Origin of the sequence: Paenibacillus catalpae (assembly GCF_900112695.1) — a bacterium.
Taxonomy (GTDB): Bacteria; Bacillota; Bacilli; order Paenibacillales; family Paenibacillaceae; genus Pristimantibacillus; species Pristimantibacillus catalpae.
Map to the genome: position 1 here is coordinate 615,277 of NZ_FOMT01000001.1, position 16,237 is coordinate 631,513.

Genomic DNA, 16,237 nt, shown 5'->3' on the forward strand with positions numbered 1-16,237 from the left:
TAATATTTTGTCGTATGATTACGTTAATATGCAGCGAACGTAAATAAAATTTGAGATAATGGAGAGAAGTACCGTGACGGTTACCATTTATGATGTAGCAAGAGAAGCAGGAGTATCGATGGCTACGGTTTCCCGGGTTGTGAACAACAATCCGAATGTGAAGCCGGCAACGCGCAAGAAGGTGTACGAGGCTATTGAACGACTCGGGTATCGTCCGAATGCGGTTGCACGGGGCTTGGCAAGCAAGAAAACAACAACCGTAGGCGTCGTCATTCCGGATATTTCGAATGCGAATTTTGCCGAGGTTGCACGTGGCATCGAAGATATAGCGAATATGTACCATTATAATATCATTCTTTGTAATGCGGATAAGAAGAAAGACAAAGAGATCCGCGTTATTAACACGCTTCTGGAGAAGCAGGTGGACGGGCTGCTCTTTATGGGCGGCGCTGTGACAGAAGAGCATATGCAAGCTTTCAAGACCGCGAACGTGCCGATTGTTCTCTGTGCGACAACTGATGAGAATGGTCAAATTCCGTCTGTTGACATTAACCACGAGGAAGCGGCGTATGATGCTGTCCGCAAGCTGGTTCAAGAAGGTCACAGACGTATTGCCATGATCAGCGGAACGCTCCAGGATCCGGCGAACGGTTATGCCCGTTTCCAAGGGTACAAGCGTGCGCTTGAAGATTCCGGCATTCCTTATAATGAAACGCTAGTACGTACGGGAAATTACCGTTACGAATCCGGTGTTGAAGCGATGAAATATTTCATTGATATGTCTGAACGTCCAACGGCTGTTTTTGCCGCTACGGATGAAATGGCTATCGGTGCCATTCACTGCATTCAGGACTCCGGTCTGAAAGTGCCGGACGATGTATCGGTCATCAGCGTTGATAATACCCGTATGGCTTCGATGGTTCGTCCGCAGCTGACGGCGGTTGCTCAACCGATGTATGATATCGGTGCGGTATCGATGCGTCTGCTCACCAAGCTGATGAAGAAAGAAGTTGTCGAACACGCAAAAGTCGTTTTGCCGCATGAAATTGTTATTCGACAATCCGTTGGAGGTTTGCAAGCCTAATGAGTTTCAATAAGATCGGTATTATTGGGGCAATGGTTGAAGAGATTGAGCTTTTGCACCAGAACGTAAATGTAACCAATCAAGTAACAAAAGCCGGCATCACCTATTATGAGGGCCAGCTTCATGGCAAGACGGTTGTTTTCTGTAAATCCGGCGTAGGCAAAGTTAACGCTGCCGTATGCACACAAATTCTGATTGATCTTGGCGTTGACAGCGTTTTGTTCACAGGTGTTGCCGGCGCGCTTGATCCGCGTCTGAATATCGGTGACATTGTTGTTTCTTCCAGCTGTGTACAGCACGACATGGACGTAACGCCGCTTGGCTTTGCAAAAGGGGTTATCCCGTACCAGGAGCGTTCGGAGTTTGTTGCGGATGAGCAACTTATCAAGCTGGCTACGGAGGCAAGCGAGCGTTTGTTTGAGGGACGCAGCCTGATTGGCAAAGTATTGTCGGGCGATCAGTTTATCGCAAGCCGTGATACGGTTCGCGAGCTGTATGAAACACTGCAAGGCGCATGTGCGGAGATGGAAGGGGCCTCGGTCGCTCATGTGTGTGATTTGAATGAAGTTCCGTTTGTGGTTATCCGTTCGATGTCGGATAAAGCTGACGGTTCGGCACATGTTAATTTTGCAGAGTTTACAGTGACAGCTGCGAATAATTCTTATGCGATTATTGATGATATGATTCAGCATATCTAAAACGAAAGAAAACGTCCGTACCTGCAGGTACGGACGTTTTTTCTATATCAGTTTGGAAGTCAGTTGAATACTGAAATTTGATTTGGCGATAAAACCACCTATAGACGCCGCCGCTCATCTTCAAGAGGCCTCGATAGAGGTTTTATCATAAATCTTGAACGGCGATGGCGGCTGTTTGGCGGTTCTTCATCTCAATCTCGGCTCTGCGCGGAATAGGAAGCACTTGACTCTGATCATCCAGCCAGCTTGCAGGAAGCGGGTCAGGGCTTACGGATGACCATTTATCCAGCCATGATTTGGGCAATGGAACGTCTTCATGGCTTGTAAGCTGCTGCACGACAGGATGATCGGTCATCGTCAGCCAGACGAGCGACCAAGCCCGAGGCACGACGCGCCACCAGTCATATCCGCCACCTCCCAGAGCAACCCAGCGTCCGTCTGCATGCTTGTGGGCGAGCTCATGGATAATGACAGGCATCTCCTGATAAATCCGCATGCTGCAGTGGATGTGAGATAACGGGTCGTAGGCATGAGCATCACAGCCATGCTGGCTGACGATGATATCAGGTTTGTATACCTCGGCAATCTTGGTTATCGTGCTGCGGAAGCATTCCAGCCAGGAATCATCCTCCGTGTAAGGCTCCATCGGGATGTTATAGCAGGCTCCGTAGCCTGCATCGGCCCCTTTTTCATGAACGAAGCCTGTCCCGGGGAACAAGAACTTGCCGGTCTCATGAATGGAATAGGTACAGACATCCGGATCATGGTAAAAGCTCCACTGTACCCCGTCTCCATGGTGAACATCCGTATCGATGTACAGGACTCTCGCTCCGTAAGTTTTACGGATATATTGGATCGCAACCGCGGCATCGTTATATACACAAAAGCCTGATCCGCGGTCAGGAAATGCATGATGCAGCCCCCCGGCCATATGATAGGCATGTGTGGCTGTGCCGCTCATAACGAGCTCGGCAGCATGTACAGAACCTGCTGTTATCGTGGCTGCTGCATCATGCATGCCAGGGAAATAAGGCGTGTCCTCGGTATCAAGACCATATTTGCCAGCCGTTGCAGCCGTTTCATGAGCAGGATTGTCCAAGCTCAGAAGCCGAACCGTATTTATGTAATCCGCCCGGTGAACGAGCGCGAGCAGCTCCTCATCTACTTTTGCAGAAGGGGAGGCAATCTGATCGTCTTGCAGCGCACCGGCTGCTTGCAGCAAATCAAGCGTTAATGTCATGCGTACCGGGCTAAACGGATGCTGCTCACCAAATGAATAACGGGTACTGTCAGAATGATGAACGAATAAAGCGTTTGTCACTTCTTAACCTCCCAAATAAAAACGCACTAATACATGAATCGCTGCCGGAAGCGGATGCGGTCGAACTGCTCCTCGGACTCTTGCGGGACTTCTTTCCCGATGCGGACCATCAGGCAGTTAGCCGGATGCGAGCAAATCTCCGGATCATCGGTTGCATACCAGACCATGCCGACGGATTTCATCAGCCTCTCCATAATGCCCCGGTATTCCCACACGCTAAGCTTGGTTCCTTCCAGGTCCCAATGCCAATAATACTCGGTTGTGAACACGATCATATTTTCAAGCTGCTCGTTAGCAAAAGCCAATTGAATCATTTTTTTGCCGAGCCCATAGGATCGGTACTGATCAGCTACTTCAATGGCTCCCAGCTCGATCAGATCCGGCATGCGGGCTTCATACCAGCGTTCCAGCTCATCCGGATAATGAAAGGTAACATAGCCAACGATGAGCTCGTCTACACGGGCTACAATAATACGTCCTTCTTCCAAGCCTGCTATTTCAACCAGCGCTTCATGCTGGTCCTTTGGCCGCCGAAAAGCGTCCAGATCGGCATGCATGCTTAGTAATTGCAAGGAATCCGGGGGGACTGGACCTTCAATGATGCAGATACGGCCGTCCTGTAATTCGATTTGCTGCCGGTGGTGCAATTTGCGATGCTCCAATAACGGAATCTCCTTTCCAAAGCTCCCATACCTTTTATATTTATGGTTATAGCAGACATCGGACGAAATGAAAAGCATAGTCGAATGGAAAGTCATTATGCTATAATTGTTGTGGCGGTTGAGTAACCGAACGAATCGATAAGAGAGCTCCGGCTTGTTTGCCTGCAAGTACCGGCTAGTAATTGTAAGCGTATTCTTCGGTTAATGTTTAACAGATTTGATGGGAGAGTGATAGAATGATCAACTTGCATCAAGAACGAATTCCAGCTGTGGCAACAAATCCAAATCTTAAGAATTATGAACAAGCAACGGCAGATTTTAACTGGGAAGAGATTGAACGCCATTTCAGCTGGCATGAGACAGGGAAAGTAAACATGGCGTACGAGGCCATTGACCGTCATGTGGAGTCCGGCAAAGGGGCGAATATTGCTCTTTATTACAGTGACAACACACGCGACGAATCCTATACGTTTGAACAAATGAGCAAACAGTCGAATCGATTCGCGAACGTATTGCGGAAATTCGGCATCGGCAAGGGAGAGCGCGTATTTATCTTCATGCCTCGTACGCCGGAGTTATATTTCAGTGTGCTTGGTGCCTTGAAGGTGGGCGCAGTGGTTGGACCGTTGTTTGAAGCGTTTATGGAGACGGCTGTTAAAGACCGTCTGCAGGATAGCGAAGCAACGGCAATTATTACAACACCTGCTCTGCTTGGACGCATCAAACGCGACGAGCTGCCTAACTTGAAGCATATTATTGTTTTTGGCGACAGTGTGGTTACTGACGATGCAATCGTCGATTTTAGTGCGGAGATGGCGCAGGCGTCAGAAGAGGCAGAGATCGAATGGCTGAGCCGCGAGGATGGATTAATTCTCCATTATACATCCGGTTCTACGGGTAAGCCGAAGGGCGTCTTCCATGTCCAAAATGCGATGGTTCAGCACTATTACACGGGTAAAATTGTCCTTGATCTCAAAGAAGGCGATATTTACTGGTGCACAGCTGACCCGGGCTGGGTAACGGGGACGTCTTATGGTGTATTTGCGCCTTGGCTGAACGGAGCGACAAACGTTATTCGCGGCGGCCGCTTCAGCCCTGGAGACTGGTACGGCACCATTCAGAAATACGGCGTCACCGTATGGTACAGTGCTCCGACCGCGTTCCGCATGCTGATGGGAGCAGGGGATGACCTCGTTAATTCCTATGATCTGTCAAGCCTGCGCCATGTGCTGAGCGTTGGTGAACCGCTCAACCCTGAAGTGGTACGCTGGGGGATGAAGGTCTACAAACAACGTATCCATGATACTTGGTGGATGACAGAGACAGGCGGACAACTGATCTGTAACTATCCTTCGATGGATATTAAGCCAGGATCTATGGGTAAACCGCTCCCGGGTGTAAAAGCAGCCATTATCGATGATCAAGGCAATGAAGTGCCTCCTTACCGGATGGGCAACCTCGCGGTACAGACACCTTGGCCTGCCATGATGCGCAAGATCTGGAATAACCCTTCGAAGTATGAAGAGTATTTCCGCATTCAAGGCTGGTACATTTCCGGAGATTCCGCTTATATGGACGAAGACGGTTATTTCTGGTTCCAGGGCCGTATTGATGATGTTATCAATACAGCTGGTGAGCGGGTTGGTCCGTTTGAGGTGGAGAGCAAGCTTGTCGAGCATCCAGCGGTCGCAGAAGCGGGCGTAATCGGTAAGCCGGACCCTATGCGCGGTGAGATTATCAAAGCGTTTATCGCCCTTCGAGAGGGCTATACGGCTTCGGATGAGCTCAAGGCAGAGATTGCGCAGTTCGTGAAAATCGGCTTATCTGCCCATGCTGCACCGCGCGAAATCGAGTTCAAAGACAAGTTGCCAAAGACACGCAGCGGAAAGATCATGAGACGTGTCCTGAAAGCCTGGGAGCTCAACCTCCCAACAGGCGACTTATCTACAATCGAGGACTAATTTTTTTTATTGAATATAAAAAAGGCGCCGCGGAATTAATCCGTGGCGCCTTTCTTTGTCTCCATCCCTTATAACGGATCAGCTCCGTTATTTCCCCACTTTTACTTGCTGTGAAGGAGGGGATTTCCCGGTGTCATTTTCTGCAATGACATAGAATGTTCCTGTCGTTAACGGCGATGCATAGGTAAAGCTTGGACTTTTGGTCTTGCCTATCTCTACGTAGTTGCCATCGTTCTCAGCACTTAAGAAGACATGATAAGTGGTAACGTACTCTGCATCGGAATTAGCGTTCCAGGTTAGCAGCACACTTAAATCCGTTGGTGTAGCGACTAAGCCGTTTGGAGAGGAAGGAGGAGCTAAATCCGGATGCTCGGTACCCGGGTCGCCGCCGTTTCCTGTGTTATCTCCAGGCAGTCCTGGAATACCCGGCAATTCTGGACCGCTGCCGAAGCTTACAACCTGGCTGGCCGCCGATTCCTTGCCGGCTACGTCTACTGCAGTTACATAGAAGCTGTAGCCTTGGTTACCGGCTACCGTCAGTTTTGCTTTCAGCTCATCGCCAACAAGGATTGACTCTCCAGCCTTCTGTGAAGGCTGCCCGTTAACCGATTGATAGACGCGATATCCGACGATGTCCTTTTCCGTCCCTCCGGTAAAGGTCAGCATAACAACTCCGGACCCAATGGATTGAAGCTTCACATTGCTTGGAGCATTTGGTACATTGCCGTCATCTACACGCGGATCCATTTTGGACGGCGCGTTTGTGTCAGCATCGGCCGGCAGATACGATTCAATTGATTTTCTGCTGCTCGCAGGCAGCTTTGCTTGTGCAGCTCTGATTTCGTCCATCAGTTCGTCAAGCGGCTTCTTCCGCTTAATGACGATTTGCTCACGGACCATATCCTTTGGAGTTGCAGGGTTTGGTACATAGTTAACTCCGTTGAAAGGAATATAGGCCATTTTCACCAATGCGTCATCCGTTTCCTTCGGCAAATACTTCTGGTTGAACCAGTCTGTTACAAGCTTGCCTGACTCCTTCGTCAACTGGCTTGGAAGCTTGCCGCTAGCGCTGGACACGGTTGCTTTGACAAGGCCGGAAGGACGTTCAAATTCCTTCGTCGGGAACAGATCGGGTTTGGTCTTCGTAATTTCATTCATCATAAGAGCCCAGATGGAGCGTGCCCGTTTCTTGCCGGGGTCAGACAAGGTATTGACCTGTTCTTCATAACCGGCCCATACGCCAAGGGTAATATCCGGGGTGAAGCCCATAAACCATACGTCTCCATAGCTTTGCGTCGTACCGGTTTTGCCCGCGATCGGAATTTTACCGTATTGTTTGAAGTCTGAAGTCAAGGAATGTGCTGTACCTTGGCCGCTCGAAACAACCGTCTTCAGCATATCGGTTACCAGGAAAGCCGTTTGCGGCGAGAATACCTGCTTCGGAGTTGCTTTATGCTCGTAGACTGGTTTGCCGTCCGCATCCGTAATTTTCGATATCATATAAGCATCGTTGAATACGCCTTTGTTCGGGATAGCGCCGTAAGCATTCGTTAATTCTTCAACCGAAACCCCGATGCTGAGGCCCCCGATTACGCCGGTTTGTGAATTGTCGTCCTGCGGCTGCAAGGTTGTAATGCCCAGCTCGCGGGCGAAATTCCATGCACCTTTGATCGTAACATCATCGAGGAATATTTTGACAGCTGGCAAGTTCAGGGAGCGGTTCAGTGCTTCCCGCGCCGTTACAAGACCAAGGTATCTGTTTGTCGAGTTTTTCGGAATATGGAAGCCTTTTTGTCCATCCTTGAGTACGACAGGAGCATCATCGACGATACTCGCAGGCTGAATAAGTCCTTTATCAATAGCTGGCAAGTAGGCAGCTATTGTCTTCATCGCCGAGCCCGGCTGACGCGTCATCTGAGTGGCAAAGTTCATTTGCTCCTCGTAGAAGTCGCGGCCCTCCAGCATACTTAGAATTGCGCCTGTCTTATGGTCGAGCATGACGGCTGCGGTCTGTTCAAGACCCTTTTCTTTACTGAATGCGGAGAAGTTCTTGGGATCTGCCGCAATATCATGCATGATCTTGTAGATTTCCTTGTCTATCGTTGTATAGACATGATATCCGCCGTTCAGCAGACGTTGTCGTGCTTCTTCTATAAGCGCGGAGTTTTCCTTCTTCTTCAAATCCGCTTGCGTAAGATTCGAATTCTCCTGAAGAAGCAGGATTTCCGCCGCCTGGCGCTCTGCCTCCAGCATCAAATAGGGATAAGTCGTGTAAGCCTTCTCTGATGGCGGTGCAAGCGTGGATCGAATATCGAATGCTTTCGCTTCATCATATTGCTCTTGCGTGATCCGGCCAAATTTCAGCATCTGCGACAGCACGGTGCCTTGGCGTTCAAGCGCAAGCTGGAAGCCTTCTTCGTCGAATTGCCCTTTGCTGGTAAAAGCGGTATACGCGGAAGGGCGCTGCGGCAGTCCGGCCAGATAAGCTGCCTGTGCAATGTTTAATTGATTAAGGTCAGTAATATTGAACAGCCCTCGGGCTGCCGATTTAATACCGTATAGATTATAACCGGTGGAGCCGTTGCCAAATGGTACCTTGTTCAGATAAGCGGCCAGAATCTCGCCTTTGGTCAAATATCGTTCCATTCGAAGCGCTAGGAACATCTCTTTAACTTTACGGGCGTCGGTCTTGTCCAGGCTGAGGAATACACGTCGTGCCAGCTGCTGGGTCAAAGTACTGCCGCCGGTCTGAGTGTCCTCGTTTAACAGCTTCTGCTTGACTGCCCGTCCAAGGCCGCTAATGTCGACGCCTTTATGATGCATAAAGTTATTGTCTTCAATAGCAAGTACCGCATCGATAACCTGCTGCGGCAATTCGTCGTATTCAATAGGTGTCCGGTCTTCTTCGGTACGAAGCTGGCCGACCAGCGTATCGTCATTGAAATACACATAGCCTGTAATCGAATTCTCGTTTACCTTTTCCTCGATTAATGTTCGAGGACGAACTTCATCGCCTTTCACAAGGGAGGCCACATAACCGGTTAAAGCCCCGCCTGTTAATAATCCGATAAATATGCCGAAATAAATGAGCCATTTGACAGTCATAAATGATATGATTCCGAATGTACGCCATCCGCTCCTGCGGGGCGGCGATTTGCGATCTTCTTCTTGCATATGTACAAATTCCCCCTCTAAATGACAGAATCTATTATAGCACAGATCAAGATTTTGAAGCACTAGCATGATGGACTTCCCCTGGACTACTGTGCTGTAAAATCTATCCTGCGTTGAGCCGGTCTGTAGAAACGGATCCAGTAGTCTGCTGCTTCGGTGCTGCATCCCGTTATCAAACATGAAGTGAGAGTCCCGTATTTTATATTGCCCAATTTTTATTTGCGGCGGCAGATAGCCCGAGCGAGGGTGGTAACGGGGTTAATCCTTCTCGTCTCTTGTAGCTGTATAGTGAAAATGGTCATACCAGGAGCAAATCTGCACGATGAGGCAGGACATAAATTTATTAAAGTAAAGCTCAGCAAATGAGCGGATCAATCAGTTTAATGAAGCTTGCGATATGTATGCTTCATTTTTTTCGCAACAAAACCGATGGTCTATGCGTATGAATTAACAGCATATGGATGCTGTGAGAGGGGGATGGAATTGGAGGCGATATTTTGGGGATGTTTCGTCGGCGGTGCGTTATATGCCATGATTAGCGCCCTGCTCGGAGATTTAATCGGTCATGCGCTTGGCGGCGTCCTTGATTTCTTATCGCTGGATGGTCATCCGTGGCTGAATCCGACCACGCTTGTAGGAGGGCTGACCGCCTTTGGCGGTGCGGGACTGCTGCTTGCGCATTATACAGCCCTTGGCTTTGTAGTGGTGCTGGTTCTAGCTGTATGCAGCGGTGTGCTCGTTGGGGGCGGCGGTTATTTCCTGTATGTGAAGCCGATGAGCCAGAGCGAGAACTCGATTGCATTATCGGAAAAGGATTTGAGCGGCAAGATCGCGGAAGTGATTACGGCCATCCCATCAAAGGGGTATGGAGAAGTGCTGGTAAAGGCAGGGGCGGGTCATACCAACCAAATTGCTGCAAGTTTTGACGGGGAAGACATACCCGGAGGGGTGCGGGTCGTTATTGTGGAAGTGAAGGACAACACCCTTTACGTATCCAAGCTGGACCCTTATTAAAAGAAGTGCAAAAGCTGAGAGGAGAAAATTCATGCCAGAATATCTTATTATTCCTATTATTGTAGTTGCTGTATTAGTCATTCTTGGTATTGCCTTTTGGGCGCGTTACCGGACCGTTAGTCCGGATGAAGCGATGATTGTGACCGGGTCATTCCTCGGCAGCCGTAATGTCAGCACCGATGAGTCCGGCCGTAAAATCAAAATCGTAAGAGGCGGCGGCGCCTTTATTCTGCCGATCTTTCAGAAGGCAGAGTTTCTGTCGCTGCTTTCCCATAAGCTTGATGTATCAACTCCGGAAGTTTATACGGAACAAGGTGTTCCGGTCATGGCAGACGGTGTCGCGATTATAAAGATCGGCGGGATTGTTGAAGATATAGCAACTGCAGCCGAGCAGTTCATGGGTAAACCAACAGAAGCGCTGAAGAGTGAGGCGCAAGAGGTGCTTGAGGGTCATCTTCGTGCCATACTCGGCTCGATGACAGTAGAGGAAGTGTACCGGAACCGAGATAAATTTGCTCAAGAGGTTCAAGGTGTCGCTGCGAAGGATTTGAAGAAGATGGGGCTGCAGATCGTCTCCTTTACGATCAAAGACCTGCGCGATAAGCATGGTTATCTGGATGCCTTAGGTAAGCCTCGTATCGCTGCCGTTAAGCGTGATGCGGATATTGCGGAAGCGGAAGCGGTAAGGGATTCGCGGATCAAGAAAGCACTGGCAGAGGAAGAAGGTCAGAAGGCGGAGCTGCTCCGTGATACGAACATTGCGGAAGCCGGGAAAGAGAAGGAGCTGAAGATCGCATCCTTCAAACGTGATCAGGATATGGCAAAAGCAGAAGCGGATCAGGCTTATTTTATCCAGGAAGCCCGTGCGAAGCAAAGTGTAGTTGAGGAGCAAATGAAGGTTGAGCTTGTCCGTAAGGAACGCGAGATTGACCTGGAAGCGAAGGAAATTTTGCGCCGCGAGAAGCAGTATGACGCAGAAGTGAAGAAAAAGGCGGAAGCCGACCGTTATGCGGTTGAGCAGGCGGCGGAAGCGGATAAAACGAAACGTCTGCGTGAAGCGGACGCCTTGCAATATAGTATTGAAGCGGAAGCGAAGGCGAATGCCGAGCAGAAGCGTCTGGACGGTATGGCTGAAGCTGATGCTGAGCGTGCGAAAGGTACTGCGGAAGCGGAAGTTATCCGCCTGCGTGGTCTTGCTGAAGCAGAAGCGAAAGAAAAGCTCGCTCAAGCGTTCGAAAGCTTCGGCGAAGCTGCGATACTCGATATCATTGTCAAAATGCTGCCTGAGCTCGCCGGCAAGGTTGCTGAGCCGCTTAAGGGCATTGATAAGCTGACAGTTGTGGATACCGGTCATGGGGAAGGTGCCGCCCGCTTAAGCAACTATGTAACAAGCTTAATGGCGACAGCGCCGGAGATGCTGAAGAATGTTTCGGGTATTGATGTTAACTCCCTCATGAAAGGCCTAACCTCGCGGGTATCAGGGACATTAATCCCTCCGGCTGCAGCAGCAGCTGAGACCCCAGTTCAGATTCCGCAACCGGCTGAGCCTACTGCTAAAAAGGAATAACCGGACACATAAAATCCCGAAGCGGACACTAGATCCGCTTCGGGATTTTTTTATTTCTTAACAGCTGCGATTCGTATCCGTCTGTAATCAGCTTGGTACACGCCATTTACCGCTTGCAGCTTTTGTTTGGCTGTTTCAAATACCTCTTGCTTGGCAGCCTGTCTTTCCGCATCATCTAATCCTTTGAAGAAGGCATCACCAAACCCTTCGAGCCAATGCATAACGCCTCTCTCGCCTTCCGGCAAAGGTGTAGGCCGATCGAAATGCTCCGCGATTTGAACCCGGAAGCCGTGCTGTTCGAGCAAGCTTGTATATTCCCCGATAGAGGGGAAAAACCATGGATTTCGCTCAGCAGGGTTGATGCTGTAACGAGGCATTACTTCATAGAACGCCTGAACAAAAGTATCGACATTGCCTTTACCGCCAAATTCAGCGACGAATCGTCCACCGCTCTTCAAGGCTTCCCTCACGGACTCGATTACACCGGCTGCATTCTTCATCCAGTGCAGAGCGGCGTTCGAGAAAATCGCATCAAATGGAGCATCAAAGCTGAATTGTTCTCCGTCACCAACAAGGAAATGAATATCCGGATATTTGTTTCTTGCGGAAATGATCATAGCTTCTGATTGATCCATTCCGGTAACTGTTGCTCCGTAACCGGTGATTTCAGCGGCCAAGTCGCCAGTGCCGCAGCCTAAATCGAGAATACTTTCACCTTCCTTGGGATTCAGCCAATCAAGAATGCCTTTGCCGAGCTTCGAAACAAATCCAAGTTGCGCGTCATATGTTCCGGGATTCCATGCTTGAGTGCTTTGATTATTCATTTCCTTTCGCCTCCAATCTGTTATACCTTTATTTTTACCTCTTATCTCCATATAAGTGAAATATATAATATCTATTCCCTTTATAGGTTTGAACTATAAAGGGAATAGAAAAAAAACCCGAGGAGCATTAGCTCCCGGGGTTTCCCAGTCAAGCAATTAGCGGCTGTAGAACTCGACGATTTGTTTTTCGTCGATATCTTGGGACAGCTCAGCACGTTCTGGAAGACGAACGTATTTGCCTTCAACAGCTTGATCATTGAATTCCAGGTAGTTCGGCAGGTGATGACGGCCTTCCATAGCTTCTTTGATCGACTTCATTGCACGGCTGCGCTCACGCAGGCCGATTACGTCGCCAGTCGATACAGTGTAGGAAGCGATGTCGACTTTTTTGCCGTTTACTGTTACATGACCGTGCGATACCAACTGACGCGCGCCTGCACGGGAGTTAGCAAAGCCAAGACGGTAAACAAGGTTGTCCAGGCGGCTCTCAAGAAGAACCATGAAGTTTTCACCGGAGATACCTTTTATTTTAGCCGCTTTGTCGAACAAGTTGCGGAATTGCTTCTCGTTCAAGCCGTACATGTGACGCAGTTTTTGTTTTTCTTGCAATTGAACGCCATAACCGCTCAGCTTTTTGCGTTGGTTAGGACCGTGTTGGCCTGGAGGGAATGGACGTTTCAATTCTTTGCCAGTACCGCTCAGGGAAATGCCAAGACGGCGGCTTAATTTAAATTTAGGACCTGTATAACGTGACATGAGTTGTGTAACTCCTTCAAAATTGTATTTTTGAGGATGGGGTTGTGTTTCGCCGAATACGCCCTATGCTCGAATCTTCGAAGCCTGATAAACAGTTCAGCCGCTGGTATATCAGCGAACGTATTTCTGAGGGTGACACAAAACCGTACGCCCATGCATTCATCTATAGATAATATATCAAATAGTTTGCTTCTGTCAAGTCGCCGGCAGATGCCAAAAACAGCAGCAAACGAGGTCCAAAAGACCTAAAAGCTGGAATTTTGAGTAGTGCAAAATTCTCAGAAATAAGATATGATTATAAATACTATAATAGCTTGATAGACTCGTCTCCTTTAATGTAGGGAAGGGCTGGGTGTTGCCGATGGCGGATCTATATAATAATCGTCAGGCGTTTGATGAAGCTGCCGCGGCAGCTCATCGGGTTGAAGAAGAAACGCGAACCGTTTGGTTTGAGAACGAAGACATTCAAGCTGCAGATGAACCGTACTTGCTGCCGCTCCTTGAGGAGAGCTTTGCAAGCTGGCGCAAGGATACCGATGAACAAGCTATGTTTGTGGACGGGCTGTTTGTATTACTTGATCTGAATAATAACGTAATCGGATCAACAGGGACGATTGATATAAATCAGCAAGCGGAAGCAATAGCAGTTGCTCGTCAGGCTGCCGCCACCGCACTTCTATTAGAAGCGACAGAAGAAGAGAACAGACAGGCGGCCATGGCCATACCCGTGCTTACTCGTTCAGACCGTCGTCCTTTTTGTGTCCTTGTTTATGTAGCAGAACAGCAGATGATCAGTGCTCAAGCTAAGTTCATGGCCCAGCTTAGTGCCATGCATTTTCGGACATGCTTCTACCGCAGATTCGAGCAGCTGTTTATTAAAGATTTGCTTTTACACCAGAAACGGACGGAAAAAGAAGCAAGCAGACGCGATGCTTTGTTTCTGGCGGCCAAGAGGCTGTATGACCAGTTCGATGTTTCTTCTGTTTTGTCTGAAATGCTGAGCAGTCTGGAGCAGCTTTATCCGGACTCGGTCGCGCAATTGTATCTGTCTCAGGATCATGTCAATGGAGATTCCCGAGTAAAGCCGCTTGTATTTAAAAACGCTGCACATGATCTGGTGGCCAAATCCTTTCTTGAGGGCAAGCTGGTAACGGAGCAGGATCGTGAGGGCACAAAGCGGCTTGCGGTACCAATGACGGGCAAACAAGCGGCATACGGCGTATTATGCTTGACGGTGAATGCCAGCAGCTGGGATGATGCCGACTTGCCTGCGTTTGTGCTTCTGGCCGATACCGCGGGAACGGCTTTCGAGAATGCGAAGCTGTACGAGCAATCGAATCTGCTTATTAACGAGCTTAGGCTTATTAATGAACTCACAAAGAGACTTAACCAGTCGCTAAAGCTGAAAGAAATCTTCAAATTCGCTTCATCCGAGCTTCTTAGCGTATTTGATGCGGATTATTGCTGTGTTCTTCAGCTTAACAAAGAGCAGAATCAGTTCGTTGTGACGGCAAGCAATATACCGGCCATGTCCAATGAGCGGTTTTCCCCTGAATACGGCTTCTCCGGAATTGTATATAGGACGAAAGAACCGCTCATTATTTCGGATTATTGGCATACACGGGTTGTGAACTCCAAGCTGATGGACAATACAGGCGCCCGATCGCTGATTGCGACGCCGATATTGGTCGATTCGGAAGTAGCCGGGGTTATTATGGTTGCTCACAAGAGCGCGAACTTTTTCTCTTATGACAATTATAAACTTCTTCAAGTTATGTCTACACATATCGGGCTAGCCATTACGAATGCATCGCTGCATGCCGAAGTACGCAGAATGGTCATTACCGATAATTTAACGGGATTGCATGCTCGCCATTATCTGAATGAGCAGATACAAAGCCGGCAACGGAAAGATCCGCTTGGGGCGCTTATATTGGTGGATATAGATCATTTCAAGCAAATTAATGATACATTCGGTCATCAGGTAGGTGATCAGATTCTGGTGCAGGTAAGCAATATTATTCGGAGCTCGATCCGGCAGGGTGATATTGCGGCACGATGGGGCGGGGAGGAGCTGGCTGTCTATTTGCCGGGTATTCGTTCCGACCAGGCATACCGGATTGCCGAGCGGATCCGTACCCATGTAGAAGCAGAGACTTTGCCGGTTGTAACGGTATCCTGCGGCGTCTCCGAATGGACGTATGAGAATGAGAAGATCAGCGTCGAGTCTTTGTTCTACAGGGCTGACATGGCGCTGTACGAAGCCAAGAATAACGGAAGAAACCGGATCTATGTCGGACAAGCCAACTAGATGAGATTTTAAGGACACCTTAACGGGTGTCCTTTTCTTTTTGGAATTAACCCGAATAAGCCGCTGACCGTTCTGGGGACGATAAGGTCATATGGAACGACTTGACGAAAGGTGCAGTGGTAGATGAAAACCTTTAAACATACGTTAATAACGGTGCTAATCGCGGCATTGCCGCTGACATTGGCTGCATGCTCAAATGCCAGCCGCCCTCCAGAGGAGTGGCTTAACCTGTCAATTGCCGGGCTTGCCGGTACGGACCAATATGCGTTCTCCGGTCAAACGACCATTTATACGGCAGAAGGATTTGCTAATGCTCCCCGGACTTTTCAAGGGCATATCGAAGAGCATACAAAGCTGCACGCCCAGAACGAGGATGGAGAAGAGCTGTCTTGGAGCCCGATTGAGCTGCTGGAGAAACTGAAAAAGGCAGATAAAAAAGTAAGCTTTAACGAGGCAGCTTCGACAGCAGATTTGGTTGCCCTTCATGTTGAGCTGAACGATAAGGATGCTAACAAGCTGTGGAAAGATCAGCTTCAGGAGGAGATGAATGCTCTCGAGTCCAAAGCTCCGCTCCAGGAGGGGGCATACAAAGACGCCTGGATGAAGGAATTTAATCAATCCCGTAAGCAGATGGATAATATGCTGAAGTCGCTGCAAGTTAAATCCCAATATGATGTGCTGATTGATCGGGGCAGTCTGGTACCGCTCAAGCTCGCGGAACATACGATTTTTCATTATTCTCTCTCCGGGAAGGATAAACAAGAGAAACGGGATACAAATGTCAGCTTTAATTCCTTTGACGGAACAGGAACTGTTCAATAAGCGGTCAACATGCTAATATGTTCGAAGGCTGTTTTCCTGAAAG

The 16,237-nt window shown here is 48.9% G+C and carries 12 protein-coding genes; 7 read left to right on the top strand and 5 right to left on the bottom strand.

What is annotated here, in order from left to right:
* The first annotated feature begins 73 nt into the window (after positions 1-73).
* A complete protein-coding gene (gene ccpA / locus BM200_RS02445) occupies positions 74-1,084 on the top strand; it encodes a catabolite control protein A (protein ID WP_091180938.1) in 1,011 nt (336 codons plus the stop codon).
* On the top strand, positions 1,084-1,782 hold the full coding sequence (locus BM200_RS02450) for a 5'-methylthioadenosine/adenosylhomocysteine nucleosidase (protein ID WP_091180941.1): 699 nt from the start codon (positions 1,084-1,086) through the stop codon (positions 1,780-1,782). The genes ccpA and BM200_RS02450 overlap by 1 nt, the downstream gene beginning before the upstream one ends.
* Before the next feature lie 145 nt (positions 1,783-1,927).
* Here BM200_RS02450 and BM200_RS02455 read toward each other — a convergent pair whose 3' ends face one another.
* Both BM200_RS02455 and BM200_RS02460 read right to left on the bottom strand, forming a co-directional pair.
* Positions 1,928-3,103 (bottom strand): acetoin utilization protein AcuC, encoded by a 1,176-nt coding sequence (locus tag BM200_RS02455; protein WP_091180943.1) that lies wholly within the window; start codon positions 3,101-3,103, stop codon positions 1,928-1,930.
* A 26-nt stretch (positions 3,104-3,129) separates the two neighbouring features.
* A complete protein-coding gene (locus tag BM200_RS02460) occupies positions 3,130-3,765 on the bottom strand; it encodes a GNAT family N-acetyltransferase (protein ID WP_091180945.1) in 636 nt (211 codons plus the stop codon).
* A 236-nt stretch (positions 3,766-4,001) separates the two neighbouring features.
* Here BM200_RS02460 and acsA point away from each other — a divergent pair, with 236 nt between their 5' ends.
* Complete coding sequence (acsA, locus tag BM200_RS02465) at positions 4,002-5,726, top strand: acetate--CoA ligase (protein WP_091180947.1); 1,725 nt, start codon at positions 4,002-4,004, stop codon at positions 5,724-5,726.
* 87 nt (positions 5,727-5,813) lie between these two features.
* Here acsA and BM200_RS02470 read toward each other — a convergent pair whose 3' ends face one another.
* Positions 5,814-8,900 carry a transglycosylase domain-containing protein gene (locus tag BM200_RS02470; RefSeq protein ID WP_091180950.1) on the bottom strand — a complete coding sequence of 1,029 codons (3,087 nt, stop codon included), beginning with the start codon at positions 8,898-8,900 and terminating at the stop codon, positions 5,814-5,816.
* A gap of 477 nt (positions 8,901-9,377) precedes the next feature.
* Between BM200_RS02470 and BM200_RS02475 the strand changes: the two genes are divergently transcribed.
* Together BM200_RS02475 and BM200_RS02480 are read left to right on the top strand one after the other, a co-directional pair.
* Positions 9,378-9,914: an NfeD family protein gene (locus BM200_RS02475; RefSeq protein ID WP_342716211.1), complete on the top strand. Its 537-nt coding sequence runs from the start codon at positions 9,378-9,380 to the stop codon at positions 9,912-9,914.
* 31 nt (positions 9,915-9,945) lie between these two features.
* Entirely contained in the window at positions 9,946-11,481 is a 1,536-nt protein-coding gene (locus BM200_RS02480; protein WP_091180954.1) for a flotillin lipid rafts scaffold protein FloT, read from the top strand.
* Between the two features lie 50 nt (positions 11,482-11,531).
* On the opposite strand, the gene BM200_RS02485 is transcribed toward BM200_RS02480, so the two are convergent.
* Together BM200_RS02485 and rpsD are read right to left on the bottom strand one after the other, a co-directional pair.
* Positions 11,532-12,305, bottom strand: coding sequence for a class I SAM-dependent methyltransferase (locus BM200_RS02485; protein ID WP_091180957.1), 774 nt, complete (start codon positions 12,303-12,305; stop codon positions 11,532-11,534).
* A 156-nt stretch (positions 12,306-12,461) separates the two neighbouring features.
* Entirely contained in the window at positions 12,462-13,061 is a 600-nt protein-coding gene (gene rpsD / locus BM200_RS02490; protein ID WP_091180959.1) for a 30S ribosomal protein S4, read from the bottom strand.
* Positions 13,062-13,422: 361 nt separating this feature from the next.
* Here rpsD and BM200_RS30575 point away from each other — a divergent pair, with 361 nt between their 5' ends.
* Positions 13,423-15,372 (top strand): sensor domain-containing diguanylate cyclase, encoded by a 1,950-nt coding sequence (locus BM200_RS30575; RefSeq protein ID WP_281248331.1) that lies wholly within the window; start codon positions 13,423-13,425, stop codon positions 15,370-15,372.
* A 123-nt stretch (positions 15,373-15,495) separates the two neighbouring features.
* Positions 15,496-16,194 carry a hypothetical protein gene (locus tag BM200_RS02500; RefSeq protein ID WP_091180964.1) on the top strand — a complete coding sequence of 233 codons (699 nt, stop codon included), beginning with the start codon at positions 15,496-15,498 and terminating at the stop codon, positions 16,192-16,194.
* Positions 16,195-16,237: the final 43 nt, after the last annotated feature.